The sequence below is a fragment of the Rhodococcus sp. IC4_135 genome (assembly GCF_011602025.1).
GTDB classification, from domain to species: domain Bacteria; phylum Actinomycetota; class Actinomycetes; order Mycobacteriales; family Mycobacteriaceae; genus Rhodococcus_F; species Rhodococcus_F baikonurensis.
In genome coordinates this window covers 844,296-865,519 of the sequence record NZ_JAAOLG010000001.1, presented here as the reverse complement: position 1 = coordinate 865,519, position 21,224 = coordinate 844,296, and the positions used below count along the sequence as shown (strand labels likewise).

General features: G+C 62.4%; 20 protein-coding genes. 9 read left to right on the top strand and 11 right to left on the bottom strand.

Translation table 11 applies throughout. The annotated features are described in order from the left end of the window. Window positions 1–3: 3 nt before the first annotated feature. From G8767_RS04235 to G8767_RS04205, 7 genes are read right to left on the bottom strand one after another with little or no spacing between them, the layout of a single operon-like run. Entirely contained in the window at window positions 4–405 is a 402-nt protein-coding gene (locus tag G8767_RS04235; protein WP_095971123.1) for a nuclear transport factor 2 family protein, read from the bottom strand. After that, window positions 402–2,123 carry a class I adenylate-forming enzyme family protein gene (locus tag G8767_RS04230; protein ID WP_166809416.1) on the bottom strand — a complete coding sequence of 574 codons (1,722 nt, stop codon included), beginning with the start codon at window positions 2,121–2,123 and terminating at the stop codon, window positions 402–404. The genes G8767_RS04235 and G8767_RS04230 overlap by 4 nt, the downstream gene beginning before the upstream one ends. A 12-nt stretch (window positions 2,124–2,135) precedes the next feature. Further along, window positions 2,136–3,419 (bottom strand): ABC transporter substrate-binding protein, encoded by a 1,284-nt coding sequence (locus G8767_RS04225; RefSeq protein ID WP_166809415.1) that lies wholly within the window; start codon window positions 3,417–3,419, stop codon window positions 2,136–2,138. A 58-nt stretch (window positions 3,420–3,477) separates the two neighbouring features. Continuing rightward, the gene (locus tag G8767_RS04220) at window positions 3,478–4,566 is read right to left on the bottom strand and encodes a branched-chain amino acid ABC transporter permease (RefSeq protein WP_124567490.1); all 1,089 of its coding nucleotides are present in this window, start codon (window positions 4,564–4,566) and stop codon (window positions 3,478–3,480) included. Then, on the bottom strand, window positions 4,563–5,459 hold the full coding sequence (locus tag G8767_RS04215) for a branched-chain amino acid ABC transporter permease (RefSeq protein ID WP_166809414.1): 897 nt from the start codon (window positions 5,457–5,459) through the stop codon (window positions 4,563–4,565). Before G8767_RS04215 ends, G8767_RS04220 begins: the two co-directional genes overlap by 4 nt. Window positions 5,460–5,462: 3 nt before the next feature. Further along, window positions 5,463–6,176, bottom strand: a complete 714-nt coding sequence (locus G8767_RS04210) for an ABC transporter ATP-binding protein (RefSeq protein WP_124567492.1) — start codon at window positions 6,174–6,176, stop codon at window positions 5,463–5,465. Further along, complete coding sequence (locus G8767_RS04205; RefSeq protein ID WP_095971128.1) at window positions 6,173–6,976, bottom strand: ABC transporter ATP-binding protein; 804 nt, start codon at window positions 6,974–6,976, stop codon at window positions 6,173–6,175. Before G8767_RS04205 ends, G8767_RS04210 begins: the two co-directional genes overlap by 4 nt. Before the next feature lie 114 nt (window positions 6,977–7,090). Here G8767_RS04205 and G8767_RS04200 point away from each other — a divergent pair, with 114 nt between their 5' ends. The 4 genes from G8767_RS04200 to G8767_RS04185 are packed head-to-tail and all read left to right on the top strand — an operon-like array spanning window position 7,091 to window position 11,122. Next, on the top strand, window positions 7,091–7,678 hold the full coding sequence (locus G8767_RS04200; RefSeq protein WP_166809413.1) for a nuclear transport factor 2 family protein: 588 nt from the start codon (window positions 7,091–7,093) through the stop codon (window positions 7,676–7,678). Continuing rightward, the gene (locus tag G8767_RS04195; RefSeq protein WP_166809412.1) at window positions 7,675–8,445 is read left to right on the top strand and encodes an SDR family oxidoreductase; all 771 of its coding nucleotides are present in this window, start codon (window positions 7,675–7,677) and stop codon (window positions 8,443–8,445) included. The genes G8767_RS04200 and G8767_RS04195 overlap by 4 nt, the downstream gene beginning before the upstream one ends. After that, a complete protein-coding gene (locus tag G8767_RS04190) occupies window positions 8,442–9,497 on the top strand; it encodes a dihydrodipicolinate reductase (protein WP_166809411.1) in 1,056 nt (351 codons plus the stop codon). The genes G8767_RS04195 and G8767_RS04190 overlap by 4 nt, the downstream gene beginning before the upstream one ends. After that, window positions 9,494–11,122, top strand: a complete 1,629-nt coding sequence (locus G8767_RS04185; RefSeq protein ID WP_166809410.1) for a long-chain-fatty-acid--CoA ligase — start codon at window positions 9,494–9,496, stop codon at window positions 11,120–11,122. Before G8767_RS04190 ends, G8767_RS04185 begins: the two co-directional genes overlap by 4 nt. Before the next feature lie 74 nt (window positions 11,123–11,196). Here the strand turns inward: G8767_RS04185 and G8767_RS04180 are convergent, their stop codons facing one another. From G8767_RS04180 to G8767_RS04170, 3 genes are read right to left on the bottom strand one after another with little or no spacing between them, the layout of a single operon-like run. Next, window positions 11,197–11,928 carry a hypothetical protein gene (locus G8767_RS04180; protein WP_166809409.1) on the bottom strand — a complete coding sequence of 244 codons (732 nt, stop codon included), beginning with the start codon at window positions 11,926–11,928 and terminating at the stop codon, window positions 11,197–11,199. After that, window positions 11,925–13,442, bottom strand: a complete 1,518-nt coding sequence (locus G8767_RS04175) for a carotenoid oxygenase family protein (protein WP_095971134.1) — start codon at window positions 13,440–13,442, stop codon at window positions 11,925–11,927. Before G8767_RS04175 ends, G8767_RS04180 begins: the two co-directional genes overlap by 4 nt. A gap of 43 nt (window positions 13,443–13,485) precedes the next feature. Further along, window positions 13,486–14,718: an acetyl-CoA acetyltransferase gene (locus tag G8767_RS04170; protein ID WP_166809494.1), complete on the bottom strand. Its 1,233-nt coding sequence runs from the start codon at window positions 14,716–14,718 to the stop codon at window positions 13,486–13,488. Between the two features lie 123 nt (window positions 14,719–14,841). Between G8767_RS04170 and G8767_RS04165 the strand changes: the two genes are divergently transcribed. The 5 genes from G8767_RS04165 (at window position 14,842) to G8767_RS04145 (ending at window position 19,737) form a co-directional block, all read left to right on the top strand. Next, a complete protein-coding gene (locus G8767_RS04165) occupies window positions 14,842–16,053 on the top strand; it encodes an acetyl-CoA C-acyltransferase (RefSeq protein WP_095971136.1) in 1,212 nt (403 codons plus the stop codon). After that, entirely contained in the window at window positions 16,050–16,973 is a 924-nt protein-coding gene (locus G8767_RS04160) for an SDR family NAD(P)-dependent oxidoreductase (protein WP_166809408.1), read from the top strand. Before G8767_RS04165 ends, G8767_RS04160 begins: the two co-directional genes overlap by 4 nt. Next, window positions 16,970–17,794, top strand: a complete 825-nt coding sequence (locus G8767_RS04155; protein ID WP_166809407.1) for a DUF1295 domain-containing protein — start codon at window positions 16,970–16,972, stop codon at window positions 17,792–17,794. Before G8767_RS04160 ends, G8767_RS04155 begins: the two co-directional genes overlap by 4 nt. Continuing rightward, window positions 17,791–18,657, top strand: coding sequence for an acyl-CoA thioesterase domain-containing protein (locus tag G8767_RS04150; RefSeq protein ID WP_166809406.1), 867 nt, complete (start codon window positions 17,791–17,793; stop codon window positions 18,655–18,657). The genes G8767_RS04155 and G8767_RS04150 overlap by 4 nt, the downstream gene beginning before the upstream one ends. 81 nt (window positions 18,658–18,738) lie before the next feature. Beyond that, window positions 18,739–19,737, top strand: a complete 999-nt coding sequence (locus G8767_RS04145) for a helix-turn-helix domain-containing protein (protein WP_095971140.1) — start codon at window positions 18,739–18,741, stop codon at window positions 19,735–19,737. Between the two features lie 9 nt (window positions 19,738–19,746). Here the strand turns inward: G8767_RS04145 and G8767_RS04140 are convergent, their stop codons facing one another. Continuing rightward, window positions 19,747–21,126 (bottom strand): LLM class flavin-dependent oxidoreductase, encoded by a 1,380-nt coding sequence (locus tag G8767_RS04140; RefSeq protein WP_166809405.1) that lies wholly within the window; start codon window positions 21,124–21,126, stop codon window positions 19,747–19,749. Window positions 21,127–21,224: the final 98 nt, after the last annotated feature.

Genomic DNA, 21,224 nt, shown 5'->3' with positions numbered 1-21,224 from the left:
CCTCTACTCGAAGTCGGAGACAAGACCCATTCCCTTCAACAGTGTCGGACGGTCGTAGTACTCGAGCCACTCGGTGATCCGTCCATCTGCCATGCTGAGGATTCCGACAACAGGAACGACGCCATGGGTACCGTCGAAGTGGAAGTCGTCCACTCGCTGCACAAATACCCTTCCGTCGATCACGCCGAGAGACTCGATCTTCAGGGTGATCCGTTCACACTTGCTTGCCAGTAACTCAATTCGGCCCGCAACGGCCTCCTTGCCGACAAGAGGTTCCTGCATGACGCTGTGGAGCACACCGTCCTCGGCGAACAAGTCGACGACGCGTGTCCAGTCCATGACGTCCCAGGCCTGGAACATCTCACGTGCCAGCGCGAGTTTGTCACTGTCGTTCATCACACTCATGCCACACTCTTCTGTCGAAGTTCACGCTTGAGAATCTTTCCGGTCGAATTGCGCGGCAACTCTTTCCGAACCTCCAGCCGCTCGGGAAGCTTGTACGAGGCAATGCGCTTGTCTTTCAGGAACGCAACCAGAGCATCCAGCTCGAGTTCCGCCTCGGGTCGCAGTGTCACCACTGCTGCGACGCGCTCACCGAGTACTTCGTCGGGGTCGCCGATGACGGCCACGTCCGCAACTGCCGGATGCTCGGCGATCAATCCCTCCAATTCGGCTGGAGCTATGTTCATTCCACCGCGGATCACAAGGTCTTTGCCTCGATCCAGGTAGCGGAGGAACTGTCCATGGTCACCGGCGATTTCGAAGATGTCTCCGGTGCAGAGGAATCCGCGTTCGTCGAACGGTGACGGACGATCGCCGAGATATCCGGCAAAGACTGTCGGTCCGCTGATGCGCAACTCACCCGGTTGCCCGGCTTCGGTGATGTCCTTGCCGGTGACCACGTCGACCAAGCGCACGTCCATCCAGTCCGAGATCCTGGTGCTCCAGTGAAAGTTCTCGACACCGAAGCGAGGGAAGTACCGTGCGCGGTCGTCCGGATCCGGCATGTCCGCGGGCGAAGAGAGCAGACTGATTCCTTCGTTGGAACCGAAGAAGTTGATGACTCCGATCCCGTACCGCTCCTGCCATCCCCGCACCATCGGAGGTTGCAGCGGCACCGAACCCGAACCTATCCGTGTCAGGCTCGACAGGTCGACTGCCGCGAGCATCGACTCGTCGGCGAGCAGCATCCACAACAACGCAGGTGGCGCTACCGTGTACGTCGCTCGCTCGGCCTCGATCTGCCCGAGGAACACTCGAAGGTCGAACGGGTGGTGCTGTACCAGTACACATCCCGTGCGAAGCCAGGGCAGGAACATTCCGTTGATTCCGGCCATGTTGACCATCGGGAAGGGGTTCAACAAGACGTCGTCGACGACGATGTCGGGAGCATCGATCGTGGCCCAGCAGATGGCCAGCCATTCGTAGTGTGAACGTGGGACCCCCTTCGGCTCGCTTTCGGTTCCGGAGGTCCAACAGATCGTCATCGCGTCGTTGGGGTCGTTCGGATCTTCGGTGTTCCGCCTGTCCAGAGCACTGCGCTGCGTTTCGGTGGCCGCCTGAGGACTCAGCCCATCGACGCCTGCCGGCAACTCGGCCGGAAGCTCGGACGCGGGAGCGTACGCGAATACCGATCTCAGGGAGGGGATCCTGGATCTGATTGCTGCGATCTCCGTAGCGGGGAGTCTGTCACCGAAGCTGGGTACGGTGACAAACGCTGCAAACGCTGCCTGGTTGGCCATTCCTTCCACTTCACGTTCGCGGTACTGCATGGGCAAGGGTGAGACCACGATCCCCAGCGACCACGCGGCAAGGTAGACCTCGACCAGTTCGACCGTGTTGGGCATCTGCACGCCCAGAACATCTCCCCGGCGCAAGCCCACCTCACTGAATCGAGCAGCGAGCGAGATGACTTCACTGTCCAGTTGGTTCCAGCTGAGGCGTCGTGGATCTCCGCCGGACAACTCGCTCCGGTTCGCCGGATCAACCACCGCGAGTTCGTCGCCGCGCACCCGCACTTGCGTCCGGAACACCTGATCGATCGTCTCTTCGGACCACCACCCCTTCGAGGTGTATTCGTCCACCTTGCTGCGAGGGTGCAATCCCCTGTGTGTCTTGTTCATTCGCGTCTCGTTTCAGTTCTCGTAACGGCCGGAAATGTCGATCACGTCGCCCTGCTTCTCGAACGCCTGGGTGGCGGCGTTCCACTCGAACGGCTGGAATGCCAGGATTCCCAATGCATGATCGGCGGTCATCGTGAACTTGATTCCGTCGATGAACATCGGCGGGTGGTAGTCCTGCGTGCGCGCGGCACTCATGATCGTGGCGCGTGAGAGTCCGTCGGACGACTGAGAGGCCCGAGTGAAGTTGTCCACCAACAGGTCACCGATGGCCCAGCCGTTCACGGTGTAACTGTTGGTCGGGGAATCGGCACCGTGAGCAGCTGCACCGGCCAGGTAGTCACGCACCGCCGCGTCGTCCTTGTAGAGAGCGTTGTTGGGATCCTTGAGCCACACCATCACCTGCTGCCCGTCGGCAGCATCACCGGCGGGTGCGTACAGGGTCGCACCGTCGACGCAGTTCGACGGCTGTATCACGGTGTCGGGCTTCCATCCGACGCGTCCGATCGCCTGAGTGATCGCGAGGCAGTCGGTGGTGACACCGGCAACCACCAAAACCTCGGCGCCGCTGGCCTTGAGAGTCGACGCCGCCGTCTTGGGGTCGGTCAAGGCTTCCTCGGCCGCAATCTCGAAGTTGGTTCCTTCGATCGCGGATTTGAAGCCGTTGGCGATCCCTTGTCCGGACTCCGTCTGGTTCGTGGCCAGTGCAACTTTGGCGCCGTTCGGGTACTTCTTCTTCAAGCTTTCGACCACGACCTCCATCTCGACGCCCGGGTCCGGTAGATACTCCGTGGTCCACGGAAAGTCTTCGATGACCCGGAACTCGGGCATGCCTGCCTGCGCAAAGAGGAGCGGCACGCACGCGGTGGTCTGATCGTCCGCGATCGCGTTCAACTGCCCGGCTCCGAAGGTGCCCAGAACGTCGACCTTGTCCTTCTGAATGAACTCTCCGACATTGGCTTTGGCGCGCTCCGGGGAGAATGCATCGTCCTTGACCACGACGTCGAGCTTGACACCGCCGACACCACCGGCCGCGTTCGCCACCTCGAACCGTGCTCGCATTCCTTCGATCACGTTGCCGACTGCGTCGGCGAGCGGGCCGGACGTCGGCCCACTCCAGCCCACCGTGAGTTTGTCGGTGATCGGCGCTGCAGCACCACTGGGGTCGCTGCAGTCGTCGACCGATACTGCGCCGGCCGATATCGACGTGTCGCTCTCTGCGTCGGAGCTGCCTCCGCAGGCCGAAAGGAGTAGTGCTGCAGCGGCGATGACTGCGGGAATCGTGGTCTGCCTTTTCATGTCGTCCAATTCCTTGCTGTGAGTGGAGAGAAACGATTGCGGGCGAGGGAGATGGTGCTCAGGTGCGAGGCTCACCCTCGCGATATTTGGGATGATCTGCGGGAACCACGAGGACGAACCGTCGGAGAACGCTGTTGATTCGGCCGACGATTCCGTCAGGCATCAAGAACACGATCGCGATCAGTACCGCGCCGAACACCACTCCCGACACGGGGCCGTCGGTGACGCTGCCGGTGTAGTACGGCAGGAACACCACTGCCGTTGCCCCGACGATCGGGCCGAATTGGGTTGCGATTCCGCCCAATACCAGTCCGGTGATGAACTCGATCGACTTCATCAGCGAGAAGGACTCGGGCGAGAGCGCGCCGATGTACATCGTGAACAGCGAACCTGCCAGGCCCGTGATCGCGCCGGAAAGCCCGAAGGCGAGAATCTTGACCTTCGCGACATTGATGCCGTTTGCGGTCGCCGCGATCTCGTTGTCGCGCACCGCGACCATAGCCAGACCGAATCGACTCTTGACGAGATTGCGGATCAGGAGCATGACAACTGCCAGCGTCACCACCGACACCCAGAAGATCCAGAGGTAGGTGTCGGCTCGGGTCAGACCGGTCCATTTCGGCGGGACCAGAAGATTTGCACGAACGACCATGCCGGCGGCGCCACCGGTCAGATCGCCCGTCTTGCGGATCACTTCGGGAAATGCCACAGCAACGGCGAGCGTAACGAGAGCCAGATACAGCCCCTTGATCCGCAACGAGGGAAGACCGACGAGAAGCCCTAGTGCAAAACACAATACGACTGCCATCGGAATCGTGGTCAAGGGTGAGTATCCGCGATCGACGATCAGAACGCCGGTCGTGTACGCGCCTAGGCCGAAGAAAGCAGAATGGCCGATCGACAGAAGCCCGGTGTATCCGCTGACGATATTCAGTCCGGCAATGGCAATCGCAATGATGAAGACGCTCGTGAACTGCCCCACGCGAAACGGCGCGCTCTGTGACGCGAGAAGCAACGCACACACGGCGGCCACAAGCAGAACCAACTGGAGTACCCGGTACGAGGTCGATCCGGCGACCACTACACGCGGTCGCCCGACCGCCTTCTCGGCGACCGCAGGTTCATTTCTCTCGGCAAGCGTCGTCATACCCGCTCCAGTTTCTTGGTACCGAACAGTCCATTGGGTCGGACGAAGAGGATCACCACGATGATCAACAGGGCGGACGTCTGCTGCAGCGAGCCGCCGATCACCGAAATGTAGCCGCTGAGCATCGATTCCAGGACACCGATCGTCAACCCGCCGACCACGGCGCCGACGAGACTGTCCAGACCGCCGAACAGCGCTGCGGCGGATGCTGCGATGAAGATCGGGAACATGGTCGTGAGACCGAGTTGTTGCGGCGAGAGCGGAGTGACCAGGACACCGGCCAGGGCACCGATCGCGGCCGCAACACCCCAACCGATCGCCAGGATCCGGCTGGTCGAAACCCCCGCGAGATTGGCAGATTCGGCATTGTCCGCGACTGCACGCATGTGCAAACCGACTCTCGTCTTGCGAAAGAGCAAGGACATCAACACAAGTAGGACAACGAGCGCCACAAGTACGCCGAGTGCGTCGCCGTACACGCGCGCACCGCCCACCGAGATGTAGTCGGTGGGACCGTTCGGGAACGGGCTTGGCATGATCTTCGTATCGCTCCCCCACAGCATCCCGGCGAGTGAGTTGAGCCCGGTGAACAATCCCAGTGCCACGATCAGCACCGCCATGTCGCTTCGACGCTGTACCGGCCGGATCAGCAGACGCTCCATCAACGCTCCGAGCAGGAACCCCAATGCAAGGGCCGCTCCGATCGCCGACCAGATCGGCCACGACATCGTCGTCAGCCACCAAGCGACAAAAGTTGTGAACAGCGCCAACTCGCCCTGAGCGAAGTTGATCGTGCCGGTGGCACGAAACACCACCACGAGTGCCAGCGCGAGAATTGCGTAGATCGACCCGTTGGTCAATCCCGAGATGAGTCGTTCGAGAAAGAGTGTCACCGTTTACTCCTGGTACCCGAGGTAAGCGCTGCGCACGACGTCGTCGGAACGAAATTCCTCGGGCGTTCCGGCAGCGACGATGATGCCTACGTCGAGCAGGAATACCTTCGTCGCGAGTTTCATCGCGAGATCGGCGTTCTGTTCCACGATCAGCAATGCAGTTCCATCGCTCCGGTTGATCGCACCGAGCGTGTCGAATAATTCGGCGATGACGATGGGGGCAAGTCCCAGACTGGGCTCGTCGCACAACAGTAAGGTGGGACGGCTCATCAACGCCCTTGCGACTGCGAGCATCTGCTGTTCACCGCCGGACAGCGAACCGGCCAACTGTGTGGACCTCCTCGCGAGCACCGGGAAAGTCTCACACCACCGCTCGATGTCGGCCTCGATCTCCGCCTTGTCCTTACGAAGCGCAGCGCCGACGAGAAGGTTGTCACGTACCGACAGTTGTCCGAGAGTTCCACGGCCCTGTGGGACAAGGCTGACGCCGGCGGCGACGGCGCGTTCAGGTTTGGATCCCAACGGCGAACCGTTGAAGGTGATCGTTCCCTGATGCGGAATCAATCCGGCCAGAGCACGCATCATGGTGGTCTTGCCGGCACCGTTCGCGCCGAGAACGACAGCTACCCCGCCGGGTTCCACGTCGAGCGAAATCCCGTGCAGTACGTTGCCTCGCCCGTAACCGGCATGCAGATCGTCGACGCTGAGCAGGGTCATGCCGCACGCCCCAGATAAGCATTGATCACGGCGTCGTTCTGCTGGATCTCCGCCGGAGTACCCTCAGCGATCTTGTGGCCGAAGTTCAGTGCGACAACATGATCGGAGATACCCAGCACCAATCCCATGTGGTGTTCGACCAGAAGCGCGCCAAAGCCGAAGTCGTCGCGGAGCGAGACGATCAGTTCTCCCAACTCCTTGACTTCGCTGTGTGTGAGCCCACCGGCGGGTTCGTCGAGCAGAAGCAGCGAAGGCTCGGACATCAATGCTCGTGCCAGTTCGACACGCTTGAGAGTTCCGAACGGTAGACCGGACGCGGGTGCGTTGGCGACGTCGACGAGTTCGAGACGTTCGAGCAGGTACCAGGCCTTCTCTCGTAGTTCTCGGACTCGGGCGCGCGCCGGAGGCCAACCGAGAAGCCCACTCGCGAGCCCGAAGCGGCCTCGCGACGATCCCCCGACCATCGTGTTGTCGAAGACGCTCATGCCGCCGAACAGAGCGAGATTCTGAAAAGTTCGGGCGATCCCGGCAGATGCCAACGCATAGGGGCGCAATCCCAAGAGGTCGGTTCCTTGCCAGGTGATGACACCGCGACTCGGTTCGTAAATCCTTGTGATGCAGTTGAACAGCGTGGTCTTACCAGCGCCGTTGGGTCCGATGAGTCCGCAGATCTGACCCGCGCGGACGTCGAAGCCGACGTCGTCGAGAGCCGTGACTCCGCCGAACTCGATCGACACGTCGGAAAGCGTGAGTACGACCGGTGCATTCCCAGGTTGTGCGGGTGGTGTGTTTCCAAGCATTGGTTTCACCTCCTCGTGACACTTCAATTAACAGTGTGATAGAGATTACTACAGTAAGCAGAGGCACTCCGTCAACGTGCGGCCCCCGATCCGGAGCCGAGAAGGGACATCATCGTGAGGTCCAACAACATTCACGCAGTCGACAGCGGCGGGGGCCCAGACGTCAGGGACTACAGCCCGGTCGACGCTCTCGTCGCCAAGCAGGAAATCTACGAAGTTCTGGCTCGTTTCCTCCGAGCCGCAGACCGCGGCGACGTCGAGGACGCCAGGCGGTGTTATCTGCCCGGCGCAACCGAAGACCACGGGGGTGTCTTCACCGGCACCGCCGACGACTACATCGACCACATCGCCGGGGCCATCACCCACCCACGGTCGCTGACCACCCACGCAATGACCAACGTCTTGATCGAACTCGACGGGAATGCCGCAGACGTCGAGTCTTACGTGCTCGCATTCGCGCGAATCAAGCACTCGTCCGGCATAGCCGACACACTCACCTCAGCGCGCCTGATCGACCGCTTCGGGTACGAGGACGGCCGGTGGGGAATCCGCCACCGCGCACTGCGGTGGGACTGGAACCACGACATGGCCACAGCCGAAGGCTGGATCTTCGGGATGCTCGCGCCTGAAACGTCATTGAAGAAGAGCAAGAAATTCCCCGACGACCTCATCTACACCCGGCAGACACAGGAGAACTCATGACAACGTTTCGCGGAACTCCGGTCGAGGGCGCGACCGTCCTCGTCACCGGAGCCAATCGAGGCCTCGGCCTGGCTTTCGTCCAACAGGCGAAGTTGATGGGCGCAGCCAAAATCTATGCAGGGGTGCGAAATCCCGACGAGGTGCCGGCAGAGCTCCGAGCCGCCGGTGCACACATCGTCGAACTCGACGTCACCGATCCAGGACTCGTCGACGCGGCCGCCGGGGTGTGCGGTGACACCACGGTCGTCGTCAACAACGCCGGACTGTTCACCGGGAATCGCTTGATCGAGGCCGACGACCGAGAGGGCGCTCGGGCCGAGATGGAGGTCAACTACTTCGGGCCTTTGACGATGATTCGAGCCTTCGCGCCGGTGCTCGCAGCCCGCGGTGGAGGATCGATAGTCAACGTGTTGTCAGTCGCCGCAATCGCACCCACCGCCTTCATGGGCGGCTATTCACCAGCCAAGGCGGCTACTCTGTCACTCGGCGGCATCGCTCGCGCCGAACTCGAACCGCACGGCATCACCGTCACCTCGTTGATCGTCGGCAGCGTCGACACCCGCATGGCGTCACACGTGCAGGGCCACAAGGAGAATCCTCTCGACATCGCCGCGACCGGACTCGCCGCGATGCAACGCGGCGAGTGGACGTGCGACACCGATTTCATGGCAATCGATGCCCGTGCGCGCCTGGCTCGCGACCCGATTCGGTACGAACGTGGCCTGGGCAAGCTCCTCTTCGCCGGCGAACTGACCACCCGATCATGACCGATCCGATTCGTGTTGCCCAGAGGGCGACCGGAGCCATCGGCAAGACCGCGCTACGCGGAATCATCGATCGCCCCGACCTCGAGTTGGTCGGCCTGTACGTGTACAGCGACGCCAAGGCCGGTCGCGATGCCGGCGACATAGCCAGACGCGCGCCGACGGGCGTGATCGCCACACGCAGCGTGGACGAGATCATCCGCTCGCGCCCACAGGTTCTCATCCACAGTCCACGTTTGCAGATTCCGTACGAACGCCACGACGACGATCTGTGCCGTCTGCTTCGCGCCGGGATCAACGTGATCACGACGGCCGGGCAGCACTTCCCCCGCGCACACGGCACCGAGCGCGAGCACATGTTCGCCCAAGCATGCAAGGAAGGTGATTCGACGCTCTTCGGCGTCGGGGTGAGCCCGGGTGTCATCGGTGAGCGATTGGCGTTGGCGCTGACGGGAACATCGATCGAACTCGACCGCATCACGATCGACGAGGTGCTCGACGCTCGCGGAATGCCTGACCCCGACTTCGCGTTCACCGTCATGGGAATGGGCTCGCCCCCGGAAGAACTGGACGGCACCGGGCCGTTACCCTCGCTGTACGCGTCGCTGTATCTGGAAACCATCGCGTTCATGTGCGAACGACTGGGCATCACCTACGACGAAGTCGTGTCCGATCACAGGGTCGTCGCGGCGCGAACGGATCTCGACGTCGCCGCCGGACGCATCGCCGCGGGAACCGTCGGAACCACCGAATGGCGCTGGCACGCAATCGTCGACGGAAAGCAGTTCCTCACTCTGGCCATCATCTGGACCATGGAACCCGATCGCGAGGAATACGTGGGGCGCGATCAATGGGAGGTCCACCTGTACGGCAAACCCGAGATCGTGATGACCGTCAATCTCGTCGAACCACAAGATCCGAACAGCCGGACAACCGCCGGTCAGTTCATCACTGCGGGCCCGGCACTGCGCGCCGTCGAGCATGTACTCGCTGCTCCCACAGGCATTTTCGAACCCCCTGTCTTTGCCCCCTTCAGATTGGAGCATTCAGCATGACCACTCAGCCGACGGCCGTAGGTTCGACTGCCACCCGTGAACCCGCCACCCGCGAACCTTCTGTGAACGCGCTCCTACCCGATGGTCGCCCCGTGCAGAATCTCGAAGACTTGCTGCGCAGCCGGGCGATTGCCAGTCCGGAGAGCACCGCCGTCATCTCCGATGACGGCCGTACCAGTTTCCGCGAGCTGGACATCGAAGCAAATCGTGTCGCGAATGCACTTCTCCGCGATGGTGTTCGAACAGGTGACCGGGTGGCGTACATCGGCGCCAATGCACCGTCTTTCCTCTCCGTCCTGTACGGATCTTCGAAGATGGGCTCGATTCTGACGGCCGTCAACAATCGGCTGGCACCGGGCGAGGTCGACTACATCCTGAGCAACAGCGAGCCGACCGTCGTCGTACTCGGAGCAGGCGATGAGGGCCTCTCCGACGTCGCCGCGGCGGTCGGTAGCGTCCGGACCGTCGTCACGGTGGACGGTTCCGCAAACTCGGTCTCGTGGAGCGACTGGCTCTCCGGTGCAGGGGACGACGACCCAGGAGTGTCACGCCTTCCCGACGATACCGCGCTGATCTTCTACTCGTCGGGAACCACCGGCCACCCCAAGGGAATCGAACTCACCGGCGCGAACCTCGGCCGCGCCCTCGCGACCATGTATCACCTGCTCGATCTCGACACCGATTCCGTGGCCATGTGCCCGGTCCCGTTCTTCCATGTGGCGGGGCTGGGTCTCGCTCTTGTCACGACGCTCGGCGGTGGCGCTCTACTTCTCAAGACCATCGCCGGTCCGCTGGAGCTGGTGGCGCTGATGCAGGAGTACCGGGTGACTCATGCGGTCGCTGTTCCCGCGGTGATCAGCGTCCTCACCTCCCTTCCTGCTGTACGCGAGGCGGATTGGAGCGCCCTGCAGTTCCTGGTCTACGGAGCCGCTCCGATGCCACTGCCGCTGTTGCAGGACGCCACCAAGGTCTTCGGATGCAGTTTCCTGCAGGCTTACGGACTCACCGAATCGACCGGCGGTGTCACGATGCTGACCCCGGAAGATCATCGGGCGACCGACGAGTCGACCGCGCATCGGTTGAAGTCGGTCGGGCAGCCGATGTTCGGCGTACCCATCCGCATCATCGATCCCGTGACCCTCGAAGACGTCCCGGTCGGAGCCCGCGGCGAGGTCGTCATCGGCGGCGCCCACGTTATGAAGCGCTACTGGCGCAACGAGGCGGCTACTGCCGCCACCATGTTGGACGGGGGCTGGCTTCGCACCGGAGACGGCGGATCGTTCGACGAGGACGGGTATCTCTATCTCCACGACCGCCTCAAGGACATGATCGTCTCCGGCGGTGAGAACGTCTATCCCGCCGAGGTGGAGAGCGTTCTCTCCGGCCACCCCGGAATCCGGGAGGTCGCCGTAGTCGGCGTTCACTCCGATCGTTGGGGTGAGACTCCCATTGCGGTGGTCGTTCGTTCGGGCGATTCGGCCGTCACAGAAGCTGAGATCATCGAGTGGTCACGCGAGCGGCTGGCTCACTTCAAGTGCCCCAGTGCAGTTCGGTTCGTCGAGGAGCTGCCACGTAACGCGAGTGGAAAGCTTCTCAAGACTCGCTTGCGACAGGACTTCACCTGAGTCCATGACAGGAAATCGGGGCCGATCGCTACGAGCGATCGGCCCCGATTTCTGTCATTCGACGTCAGGCAGGCTCAGTGTGGGTGAATCCGAAACTCGATGCCGCCGAGACTCGGACCGGGCTCGACGGCAGACGCGCCGCTCGCCGCGGCCAGATCGATTGCGCTGAGCATCGACCGCTCTCCCGGAACAAACGACACGACGCGCGATCCCAGCCTGATCGAGAGTGTTTGCGCCGAATCCGGTTTCTTGCCGAACACTTCGGCCCAGAGCGTCGCCGTCTTGGCCGGATCGGGAGAGGACACGTCGACCCCGAGGATGTCGTCGACCCATGGATCGACCGAAACCTCCTTCTCCGTCTCGTCCCAGAACCACTCGTCGGCGTCGGGAATCTCGTCGAGTTCTACGAGCAGTCCGAGATCACCGGGATGGAGCTGGACGATCCGGTGACCGTAGGCCTCGAGATCAGCCACCGTCCGAACACCAACTGCTGCTGCACGTTCCAGATAGGGCGCGATCTTCGATACCTGGATCGAGAGTGCATAACCGCCCTCCCCTCCGCCCTTTCGGATCCATCTCGCCAACGAGACAGTCTCGTCGAGCGGTGCGACGATCTCCAGAAAGGCTTGCGGCCCGACGGCCAGGGTCTCGTCGGCCAAACCGATGTCTTCGAGCAGTGGATCCGCGAATCCTGGTGCCAGATTCAACGCTTCACGTAATTGCCGGCCGGTCTTGTCCAGATCTCGTGCACCGATCACCACTTGCCGCAAGATCTCCCACGTGCCCGTGCCGGGCGCGTCCGTCACAGTCCGACCGCTTCGGCGGCGGTGTCGGCGGTCTGCCAGCGACGAAGCTCGGCCCCCGGAGCCCATGTCGAATGGGTACCACTCGAAATCCGTTCGGGGAGGCGAAGTTTGCACAGCGGACCGTCTCCGACGCGGGCGGCGTCGAAGATCAGACAGAAGGACGCATCCTCGTTCATGTCAGTGGTCAACGTGATGAGATAACCGTCGTCTTCCGCGGTACCGCCCACACGTGGCGCCATCGACGTCTCGCTACCGTACACACCGTCACCGAAGGAGAATCGCTCCTCGTTCCCCGTCAGCAGGTCATGTTTGACCAAGCCGTCGAACAGGAACCACGACGGTTTACCCGAAGCCGCATATGCGTATCGGTACTTCTCCCCCGCGAAATTCCCGTTCATCATGCCGAATTCGGTGATCGAGTCACTGAGCTGCTCTTCACGCGTGGCTCCGGTGACCAGGTTCAGACGCCAGCGGTGCAGTCGGGTCTGCATGCGATCGAGAGCGAGGAAGCGGAAGGCGCGTTCCCACTGATTGCCCATCCCGTTGTCCGACGGCTCCGGATCGCCCTGGTAGAAACCGTCCAGAACGATTTCGTCCCCCTCTTCGTAGGCGTTCACGAAATGCAGGACATAGGTCGGATCCGCCTCGAACCACTTGATGTCGGCGGTGTTTCCGCGGCGTGGGATGACTCCGAGACGTAGCGGGATATCGGGATGGAAATTCGCGACGTGCGCGCCCTTCTGGAGCAGAACCGGATCCCAGAACAAGGGGCAGTCGTTGAGGATCGCGTAGTTCTCGGTGAAGGCCATGTCGTGTGGCAACCGCGGACCGGGAAGTGGCACGTCGACGTAGTGGACCAACTCGTTGGCCGAGTCCACGACGCCGTAGTGCATGTACGGTGCTTCCTTGCTGTAGTTGAAGAACAGCATTTCTCCGGTCTTGTCGTCCACCTTCGGATGCGCGGATACACCCCATTCGAAGGGGAACTTGCCGTTCCAGCTTTCCTTTCCCAGTGTCTCCGCCGACATCGGATCGAGCCGATACAGATCTCCGCACTGGTAGAAGCTGGTGAGAGCCGTCCCCCGGTGAACGACGACGTCGGTGCTGGACGCGTCCTTCATCCGGGTGCGCGCACCCTTGCCGCCCTCGGGGCGACTGAGTTTGGGAGACTCTGCGAGCCCGGCCCACAAGGCGGCGCCGGCATCCTGCTCGGCCGCCAACCCGTCAGTCCGTACGAATCGATTGCGGTAGAACGACTCTCCGTCACGAAAGCCCACGATGTGAATCATTCCGTCGCCGTCGAAGGGATGATAAGCCTTCATCGAGGGATGGAGCGGATTCTCGGTGTTGCGCAGGTAGACACCGTCGAGGTCTTTCGGAACCTCACCGAATACGACCTCGAGGTTGTCCGCTTTGAACTCGGTGGTCTGGGGTTGCCACGGGCCGGTGCGATACGGGTGATCGTCATCGGCGGGAAGGGTGGACAACAACTTGCCTACGATTTCGACGTCCATGGAATTCTCTTTTCGACTGATGGGGAAAGGCTGGGCTGCACTTTCAGGAAACTGCGTCGACGACAAAACTGACGGTGGTGGCCGTACTTCCACCGAAGTTGAGCGTCGCAAAGCGGCTCGCACCCTCGACTTGGAAACCGCCGGCCGTTCCCGTCACCTGATGGGCCGCGTCGAGAAGCATTCGAACACCACTGGCACCCACCGGATGACCACCGCCGATCAGACCGCCGCTGGGGTTGATCGGTAGCTTGCCGCCCATGGCGATGTCACCACTCTCGATGGCTTTCCACGACTCGCCGGGCGCGGTCAGACCGATGTGGTCGATCGCGAGATACTCACTCGCCGTGAAACAATCATGTGTTTCGATCCCGTCTATCCCGGCCAGGTCGACTCCCGCCCGGGAGAAGGCGCCCATCACCGCATCCCGAACGTGTGGCATCACGTAGGGATTCTCCGCGTCACGCGTCAGTTTCTGTTCGAGACCCAAACCGACGGTGCGGTGACCCCAGCCTGCGATCTGGGCCAGTGGAGTCGCCGCGGCACCAGGGTGGTCACGGAGGTACTTGTCCGTCACCAGCACCACCCCGGCGCCACCGTCGGTCACCTGGCTGCAATCGAATCGTCGAACACCACCTTCCACAACAGGATTGGTGGTGTCGTCACCACCCGCATTTCCGAGTAGATCGGGCACCGCCCAACCGCGTGTCTGCGCATTGGGGTTGTTCTTCGCGTTCGCGAAGTTGATCTGCGAGATCGCGCGAAGGTGAGATTCGTCGATCCCGTAACGCCGCCCGTATTCCTTCGACACACGATCGAACATGTACGGCCACATGAATTTTGCTTCCTGACCTTCGTGTCCGACCCAGGCTGCAGCGCCCAGATGGCCGGCCGCGTCATCACCCGGAACAGTCTTCTCCAGTTCGATACCCATCACCAGAGCCGCGTCGTAGTTACCGGCGCGCAGGTCTGCCATCGCTGCAAGTACAGCGATACTGCCCGATGCGCACGCTGCCTCGTGCCTGGACGAGGGCACACCCCAGAGTTCTGGATGCACGGTGGCGGGCATCGCACCCAGCTGACCTTGGCCGGCAAACAATTGACCGAAGGCATTACCGACGTGGATCACCTCGATGTCGGTGGCAGGAACCTTCGCCGCGGCCAGAGTGTGGTTCACCACCTCTTCGGCAAGGTTCGCGAAATCGAGTTCCTCACGGGTGAAGTTTCGTGCGAAGTCGGATTGGTACCCGCCGAGAATCCAAATGTTCGAAACAGTCATGACCTCTCCCCTTGCCGATCCGGCCTCGGTGACGTCACCGAGATACCCGTGCATCGGCGGTTGTAATTTCATCGCAACCGTACTACAACTAGCAGAGTAACTCTACTAATTGAAGGGTTGAAAATGACTGATGCTTTTGTCCTCGACTACGTGCGCACGCCGCGCGGCCGAGCATCGACGCGAGGCGCCCTCCACGAACACAGCCCAGTGGATCTTGTCGTCCATCTGGCCAAGGCACTGCAAGGTCGAACGAACCTCGCCGCAGAGCAGATCGACGACGTCGTTCTCGGCTGCGCATCGCAGGTGGACGAGCAGGGAGCGAACATCGCGAGAACTGCAGCCCTCCTGGCCGGTTGGGGTGATTCCGTTCCCGGCGCGACTCTCAATCGTTTCTGCGCATCCGGCGTCGACGCGGTCGGCCAGAGCGCAGCCCGCATTCGCAGCGACGACGTGTCCCTCGTCGTGGCCGGTGGCGTCGAAAGCGTCTCCCGCACTCCGATGTTCAGCGATCGAGGACCTCTGTGGACCGACCCGGCAACCATTGCGCAGATCGGCTCCATCCATATGGGTGTTGCCGCCGATTTGAATGCCACGATCGAGGGGTACTCCCGCGACGAGCTGGACGCCTACGGCGTCGAAACCCAGCACAAGGCTGCCGAGGCCTGGCGTAACGGCGCATTCGAGCGGTCCGTTGTACCTGTTCCCGGAAGACACGGTGAACCTGGAATTGCGCACGACGAACTGGTCAGGGCAGACACGACTGCAGAGGGGCTCGCAGCACTGCCTGCCGCCTTCGAAGGGCTCGGCTCCGCCGGTCAGGATGCACTCGCCCTCGCCGCCTACCCTGAGGTCGGCAAGATCGAACACCTGCACACCGTCGGATCCTCTCCCGCCATGGCCGACGGCGCAGCACTCCTCCTCCTCGGATCCGAAAAGGCCGCGGCCAGAGCCGGGTTGACCCCTCGCGCTCGGATCATCGGATCCGCATCGACTTCGGTGAATCCGGTTCTCATGCTCACGGCGGGCCAGAGCGCCGTGGAGGCAGTCATCGCGCGAGCCGGGCTTCGTCCGCAGGACATCGACGTGTTCGAGTTCGCCGAGGCGTTCTCCGCGCTCTGCCTACGGTTCCGTCGCGATCTCGACGCCGGACCGGACCGGATGAACCCCAACGGAGGCACGATGGCGATGGGCCATGCATTCGGCGCTACCGGAGCAATTCTCGTCGGCGCCTGCGTCGACGAACTGGTACGGAGCGACGGACGCTACGGTGTGGCCGCGGTCAGCGGCGCCGCCGGTGTCGGAGTCGCGGTTCTCGTCGAACGGATCGCCTCATGACCGCCAGTTCGCTTTCGGGCCGCGTTGCCGTCGTCACCGGAGGGGGTAAGGGCCTCGGCCGTGCCGTCGCACTGCATCTCGCGAGCCGAGGGGTCACGGTGATCGTCAACAATCGAAATCGCACACTCGACGCGCGCGGCCGTGGCCCCGCAGATCAGGTTGCCGACGAGATCCTCGAAGCCGGTGGCCACGCCGTCGCCAACCACGACGACGTCACCGACCCCGAGGTCGGCCGAAAGTTGGTGGACGAGGCTCTCACTCGCTTCGGACGACTCGACTTCTGCATCACCAGCGCCGCGGTCAGCGGTCCACAGATGCTCCATCGCACCACCGCCGAAAACCTCAGTACCGTCATCACGACAAACGTCGTCGGGACCGCACTGGTTGCCGCCGAAGCCTCCCGAGTGATGCGCGAAGCCGGATTCGGGCGCATCGTGATGATTGCCTCGACCGCAGGACTGCACGGCGAACCGACCGTATCCGCCTATGCCGCCAGCAAGGGAGCCGTGATCGCCCTGGGGCGCACCGCAGCGGCCGAAGGTGCGAGCCACAACGTCTTCACCAATGTCGTTCTGCCCTACGCCACTACGCAGATGACCGAGTCCGGAATGGACCCGCGATTCATCGACATCATGGGTGCCGACCTGGTAGCTCCGGTGGTCGCTGCCCTCGTCGATCCCGAGTCCACGACCAACGGGCAGGTGATCGTCACGGCAGGCAACGGGGTGCGTTCGGCCGACGCCGTCGAAGGCTCGACCGCCTTCCTGCCCACCACCACAGAACTCGATGCCAAAGCACTCGACGCACTACTCGTGACCAGCCGGCTCGGCACTTCCCACACCTATCCGAGCGCTCAGGAAGCCTTCGCGGACTTTGCTTCCGAACTGCTCGACCACCACAATCAGAAAGCGCGCGCATGACCGACATCCCACTGGGCGATCTTGCACTGAACTTCGGTGTGAGCGCACTCGCCGTGCTCGTCTTCATCGCAGTCGTGATGGCCGTCGCCATCCGGATGAACAATCACTCGATCATCGACATCTGTTGGGGGCCTGGATTCGCCGTCGTCGCCGTCGTCTCGTACGTGACGTCCATCGGATCGGACGGCAACGATCTGCGTCGCCTCGTGGTCCTGGCGCTGACCGTGGTGTGGGGAATGCGACTGGGCCTCTACATCGGTTTCCGTAACCGTGGGCACGGGCAGGACAAGCGCTACACTGCCCTGCTCAAACACCAACAGGGCCCGCTGGTTCCGTTCCTGATCCGTAAGATCTACGGACTCCAGGGCGTCCTCATTCTCGTGGTCTCGCTGCCCGTTCAGTTCGCGATGTACGAGTTTCGGACTCTCGGAATCCTGGGCGCGATCGGCATCGCAGTCTGGACAATCGGCTTCGTCTTCGAATCGGTTGGCGACTACCAACTTTCCCGCTTCAAGGCTGACCCGGCCAATGCCGGCAGGGTAATGGATCGTGGGCTCTGGGCCTGGACCCGCCATCCCAACTACTTCGGTGACGCATGCGTCTGGGTCGGACTCTTCATCCTCGCATTAGGTGATCCATTGGCACTGATCACGATCGTCTCGCCGATCGTCATGATCAAACTGCTGGTGAGCTACAGCGGTAAAGCCCTGCTCGAACGCGGCATGCGTAAGAGCAAGGGGCAGGCCTACGACGACTACGTGGCCCGGACCAGCGGATTCTTTCCCCGCCCGCCACGCCCGGCACGAAACCACGCGTCATGAGCGCCCCCACGAGTGGTCTCGCCGACGTCTTCGACCTGGAATCGACCGGCCCGGACCGGTGGCAAGGGTCGAATGACGGTGTTCGGCTACCTCAGTTGTTCGGCGGCCAACTGGTCGCCCAGTCGATTCTCGCGGCCGGGCACACGGTCACCGACGGAAAAGCGATCAGTTCCGTCCACACGCACTTCCTTCGCCCGGGTTCGCCGAATCACGCGACAGAGTTCTCGGTAGATCGACTTCGCGACGGAAAACGCCTGTCCACCAGAGGCGTCGACGTCCACCAGGACGGACGACTCGTCTGCCGCTCGACGGTCTCGGCCTCCTCGATCGACGAGGGCATCACTCACAGTCGGGCAACTCCCGCAGCGCTCCCACCCGAAGAGTGCGTGACCCTGCAAGAGTTGGCCGAGGCTGACGGCGGACTGGGCGAAGTGTGGGAAGAGTTCTCCGCCATCGAAATTCGTGTGTCGCCACTCGATCTGCAGTCCCCTACGACGCATTCGGCGGCGCCTCCGCGCAACATCTGGATGCGGTCGGCGCAGCCCCTGAGCGACGATCCGCTGATTCACGTCGCTGCTCTCGCCTATGCCAGCGATCTGATGCTGATGGCAACCGCGCTGACTCCGCACGGCTACGACATCGGGCAGGAGCACTCGCTCGACACGGACTGGACGGGTGTGTCCCTCGATCACACGATGTGGTTTCAGCGTCCGGTACGAGCGGACGAGTGGCTGCTCTTCGAGCACTCGACACCCACAGCTCACGCCGGCAGAGCAGTCGTGAATGCCGCGGTCTTCGATCGATCCGGACTCCAGATCTGCCAGATCACTCAGGAAGCGTTACTCATTGCCCGTGTCGAGTGATTCCCGACTCTTTCTGCAGACCACTCGGTACGGTCTCGCGGTGCCCCCGGATGCGCGGCCTATGATTTCGGGGTGGTACGAGTGAATGCAGCCGGATCTTCGACACCCACCGCGTCGACGGGCGTCACCGAGTTGCCTGCCGGTGGTCCCAACGCACTGGCCGTCACGCTCGGACTGTTGGGGGACGAGTGGAACCTCTGGATTCTGCGATTCGCCCTGTTGGGGTCGCGACGATACAACGACTGGCTGGCGCTCGGGGGAATCTCCAACTCCGTATTGTCCTCACGGTTGGCGGTCCTGACGGCCGGCGGAATGCTCGAGCGTCGTGAGTATCAGCAGAACCCGCCCAGGCACGAATACTCGGTCACCCGCAAAGGGCAGTCGATCTGGCCCGTCCTCATCACCATGTGGTCGTGGGAGAAGCAGTGGGCGCCCAACGAAACCCAGCCGCTTCCACCACTGCGGCACAGCACCTGCGGACACGACTTCACCCCGATCCTGCGCTGCAAGGAGTGCGGCGAGGACGTGGACGTACGGTCCCTGGACTCCGAAATGGGCCCGAGTGGCGACTTCTCACGCAGTGTCCCGGAAGCAACATCGCGACGACGCTCCACCAAGTCCGAACGCCGTCCGGAAATTCTGGCTCACACGATGGAGCTCGTCGGCAATCGCTGGTCAGCGGCGATCATCGGTGCAGCTTTCCGAGGCGCTCGCCGCTACGGAGAGTTCGCCGAGATCACCGGGGCACCACCGGCGATAGTCGCGGATCGCTTGAAGCACCTCACCGAGATCGGTGTGATGGAAACGCGTCCGCTTCCGGATCGCCCACAGTGGTCGGAGTATCGACTCACCCCCAAGGGCACGGCGTACTTCCCCGTCGTGATGTGCATGATCTCCTGGGGTCAGCGTTGGTTCAGATCCGCGGACGGCCCCGACATCGTTCTCCATCACAAGACCTGCGGTAAGCGATTCGAAGCACGCTTGGGTTGCAGTGTGTGTGGTGAAGAATTGAGGTCTTCGGACATTGAGGCGATCGACCTCACCACCTCGGTTCACGTACCGGGGTCCGGCTGGTCCTGAGGTCCCCGCTCAGCCGGTCGTGCGGATCCGGTCGAAGCTCCGACCTCGGTGTTCGAGCGGCAGCCGGTCCCCTCGCCCGAACAATTTGTTGCGCAGCGTCCCTGCTTCGTAGTCGCTCTGGTAAGCGCCCCGTTTGATCAGCTCCGGAATCACATGCTCCACAATGTCTTCGAAGGTTCCCGGAGTCACCGCGTACGCCAGATTGAAACCGTCGACGTCGGTCTCGGCAACCCACTCCTGCAACTCGTCGGCGACCTCCGCGCCCGAACCGACGACGATCGGGCCCAGCCCTCCGATGCCCGCCCACTCCGCGATGTCTCCCACCGTCCACTCGCCACCCTTCTCGTCGGCCTGACGAAACGATGCGACCGCGGATTGAATGGCGTTGCTCTCGACGTTCCCGATCGGCTCGTCCGCTCGGTATCCGGAAAGGTCGATTCCCATCCACCCCGAGGTGAAAACGAGCGCGCCTTCACTACTGGCGTAACTGCGGTAGTCCTCGAGCTTCGCCTGCGCCAACTCGGGGGTTCGGTCGGTGATGATCGTCAACAGTGTGTAGATGCGGGCCGCGTACGGATCTCGTCCGACCTTGGTCAGCTCGTTCCGGATGCGCGCAACGGTGTCTTTGAGAATCGCTTTTGTCGGTGCACCGACAAAGATCGCCTCGGCATTCTCGGCGGCGAACCGAACCCCGCGAGGCGACGCGCCCGCCTGGAAGATGACCGGCGTCCGCTGCGGAGAAGGTTCGGAGATGTGGATGCCCGGAACCGTGAAGTGCTTGCCCTCGTGCTCGATCGGATGAACTTTGGCGGGGTCCGTGTAGACCCCGGTGCTTCTGTCACGCACCACCGCGTCGTCTTCCCACGACGTTTCCCACAACTTGTAGAGAACTTCGAGGTACTCGTCCGCGTGGTCGTAGCGATCGTCGTGCTGGAGTTGGTCGTCCTCGCCCATGTTCCGTGCGGCCGACGGGAGGTATCCGGTTACCACGTTCCACCCGATTCGCCCGTTCGTCAGATGATCGAGGGTGCTCAAGCGCCGAGCGAACGGGTACGGATGCTCGAAGGCTGTACCTGCGGTGATACCGAAGCCCAGGTGCTCGGTCACGGCAGCCATAGCCGATGCCAGCAGCAGCGGGTCCGAGACCGGAACCTGCGCGCCCTGCCGCAGCGCTGCGTCGTGATTGCCGCCGTACACGTCGTATGTTCCCAACACATCGGCCAGAAACAGCCCGTCGAATCGTCCACGCTCGAGGAGCTTCGCCAATTCCGTCCAGTACCTCAGATCCGTGTACCTGGACGACTGGTCTTCCGGGTGGCGCCACAGACCAGGCGATTGGTGGGCGACGCAGTTCATGGCAAAGGCGTTGAAGCGGATTCTGCGGGTCATTCCCGCACCATGCCGCGCCTGCTCCGCGGTGACCACCATTGCGATCAGTGCGATCGGTTCGGCCGGCAGCTTGCACGCGATAACACCGTCGACTTCGC

Excerpts from the sequence above, each read along its gene's own strand:
- G8767_RS04155 (WP_166809407.1), top strand. The coding sequence starts at position 16,970 with ATGACCGACATCCCACTGGGCGATCTTGCACTGAACTTCGGTGTGAGC.
- G8767_RS04205 (WP_095971128.1), bottom strand. The coding sequence starts at position 6,976 with ATGCTTGGAAACACACCACCCGCACAACCTGGGAATGCACCGGTCGTA.
- G8767_RS04195 (WP_166809412.1), top strand. The coding sequence starts at position 7,675 with ATGACAACGTTTCGCGGAACTCCGGTCGAGGGCGCGACCGTCCTCGTC.
- G8767_RS04225 (WP_166809415.1), bottom strand. The coding sequence starts at position 3,419 with ATGAAAAGGCAGACCACGATTCCCGCAGTCATCGCCGCTGCAGCACTA.
- G8767_RS04160 (WP_166809408.1), top strand. The coding sequence starts at position 16,050 with ATGACCGCCAGTTCGCTTTCGGGCCGCGTTGCCGTCGTCACCGGAGGG.
- G8767_RS04190 (WP_166809411.1), top strand. The coding sequence starts at position 8,442 with ATGACCGATCCGATTCGTGTTGCCCAGAGGGCGACCGGAGCCATCGGC.
- G8767_RS04140 (WP_166809405.1), bottom strand. The coding sequence starts at position 21,126 with ATGACCCGCAGAATCCGCTTCAACGCCTTTGCCATGAACTGCGTCGCC.
- G8767_RS04165 (WP_095971136.1), top strand. The coding sequence starts at position 14,842 with ATGACTGATGCTTTTGTCCTCGACTACGTGCGCACGCCGCGCGGCCGA.
- G8767_RS04220 (WP_124567490.1), bottom strand. The coding sequence starts at position 4,566 with ATGACGACGCTTGCCGAGAGAAATGAACCTGCGGTCGCCGAGAAGGCG.
- G8767_RS04230 (WP_166809416.1), bottom strand. The coding sequence starts at position 2,123 with ATGAACAAGACACACAGGGGATTGCACCCTCGCAGCAAGGTGGACGAA.
- G8767_RS04170 (WP_166809494.1), bottom strand. The coding sequence starts at position 14,718 with ATGACTGTTTCGAACATTTGGATTCTCGGCGGGTACCAATCCGACTTC.
- G8767_RS04150 (WP_166809406.1), top strand. The coding sequence starts at position 17,791 with ATGAGCGCCCCCACGAGTGGTCTCGCCGACGTCTTCGACCTGGAATCG.
- G8767_RS04235 (WP_095971123.1), bottom strand. The coding sequence starts at position 405 with ATGAGTGTGATGAACGACAGTGACAAACTCGCGCTGGCACGTGAGATG.
- G8767_RS04210 (WP_124567492.1), bottom strand. The coding sequence starts at position 6,176 with ATGACCCTGCTCAGCGTCGACGATCTGCATGCCGGTTACGGGCGAGGC.
- G8767_RS04185 (WP_166809410.1), top strand. The coding sequence starts at position 9,494 with ATGACCACTCAGCCGACGGCCGTAGGTTCGACTGCCACCCGTGAACCC.
- G8767_RS04175 (WP_095971134.1), bottom strand. The coding sequence starts at position 13,442 with ATGGACGTCGAAATCGTAGGCAAGTTGTTGTCCACCCTTCCCGCCGAT.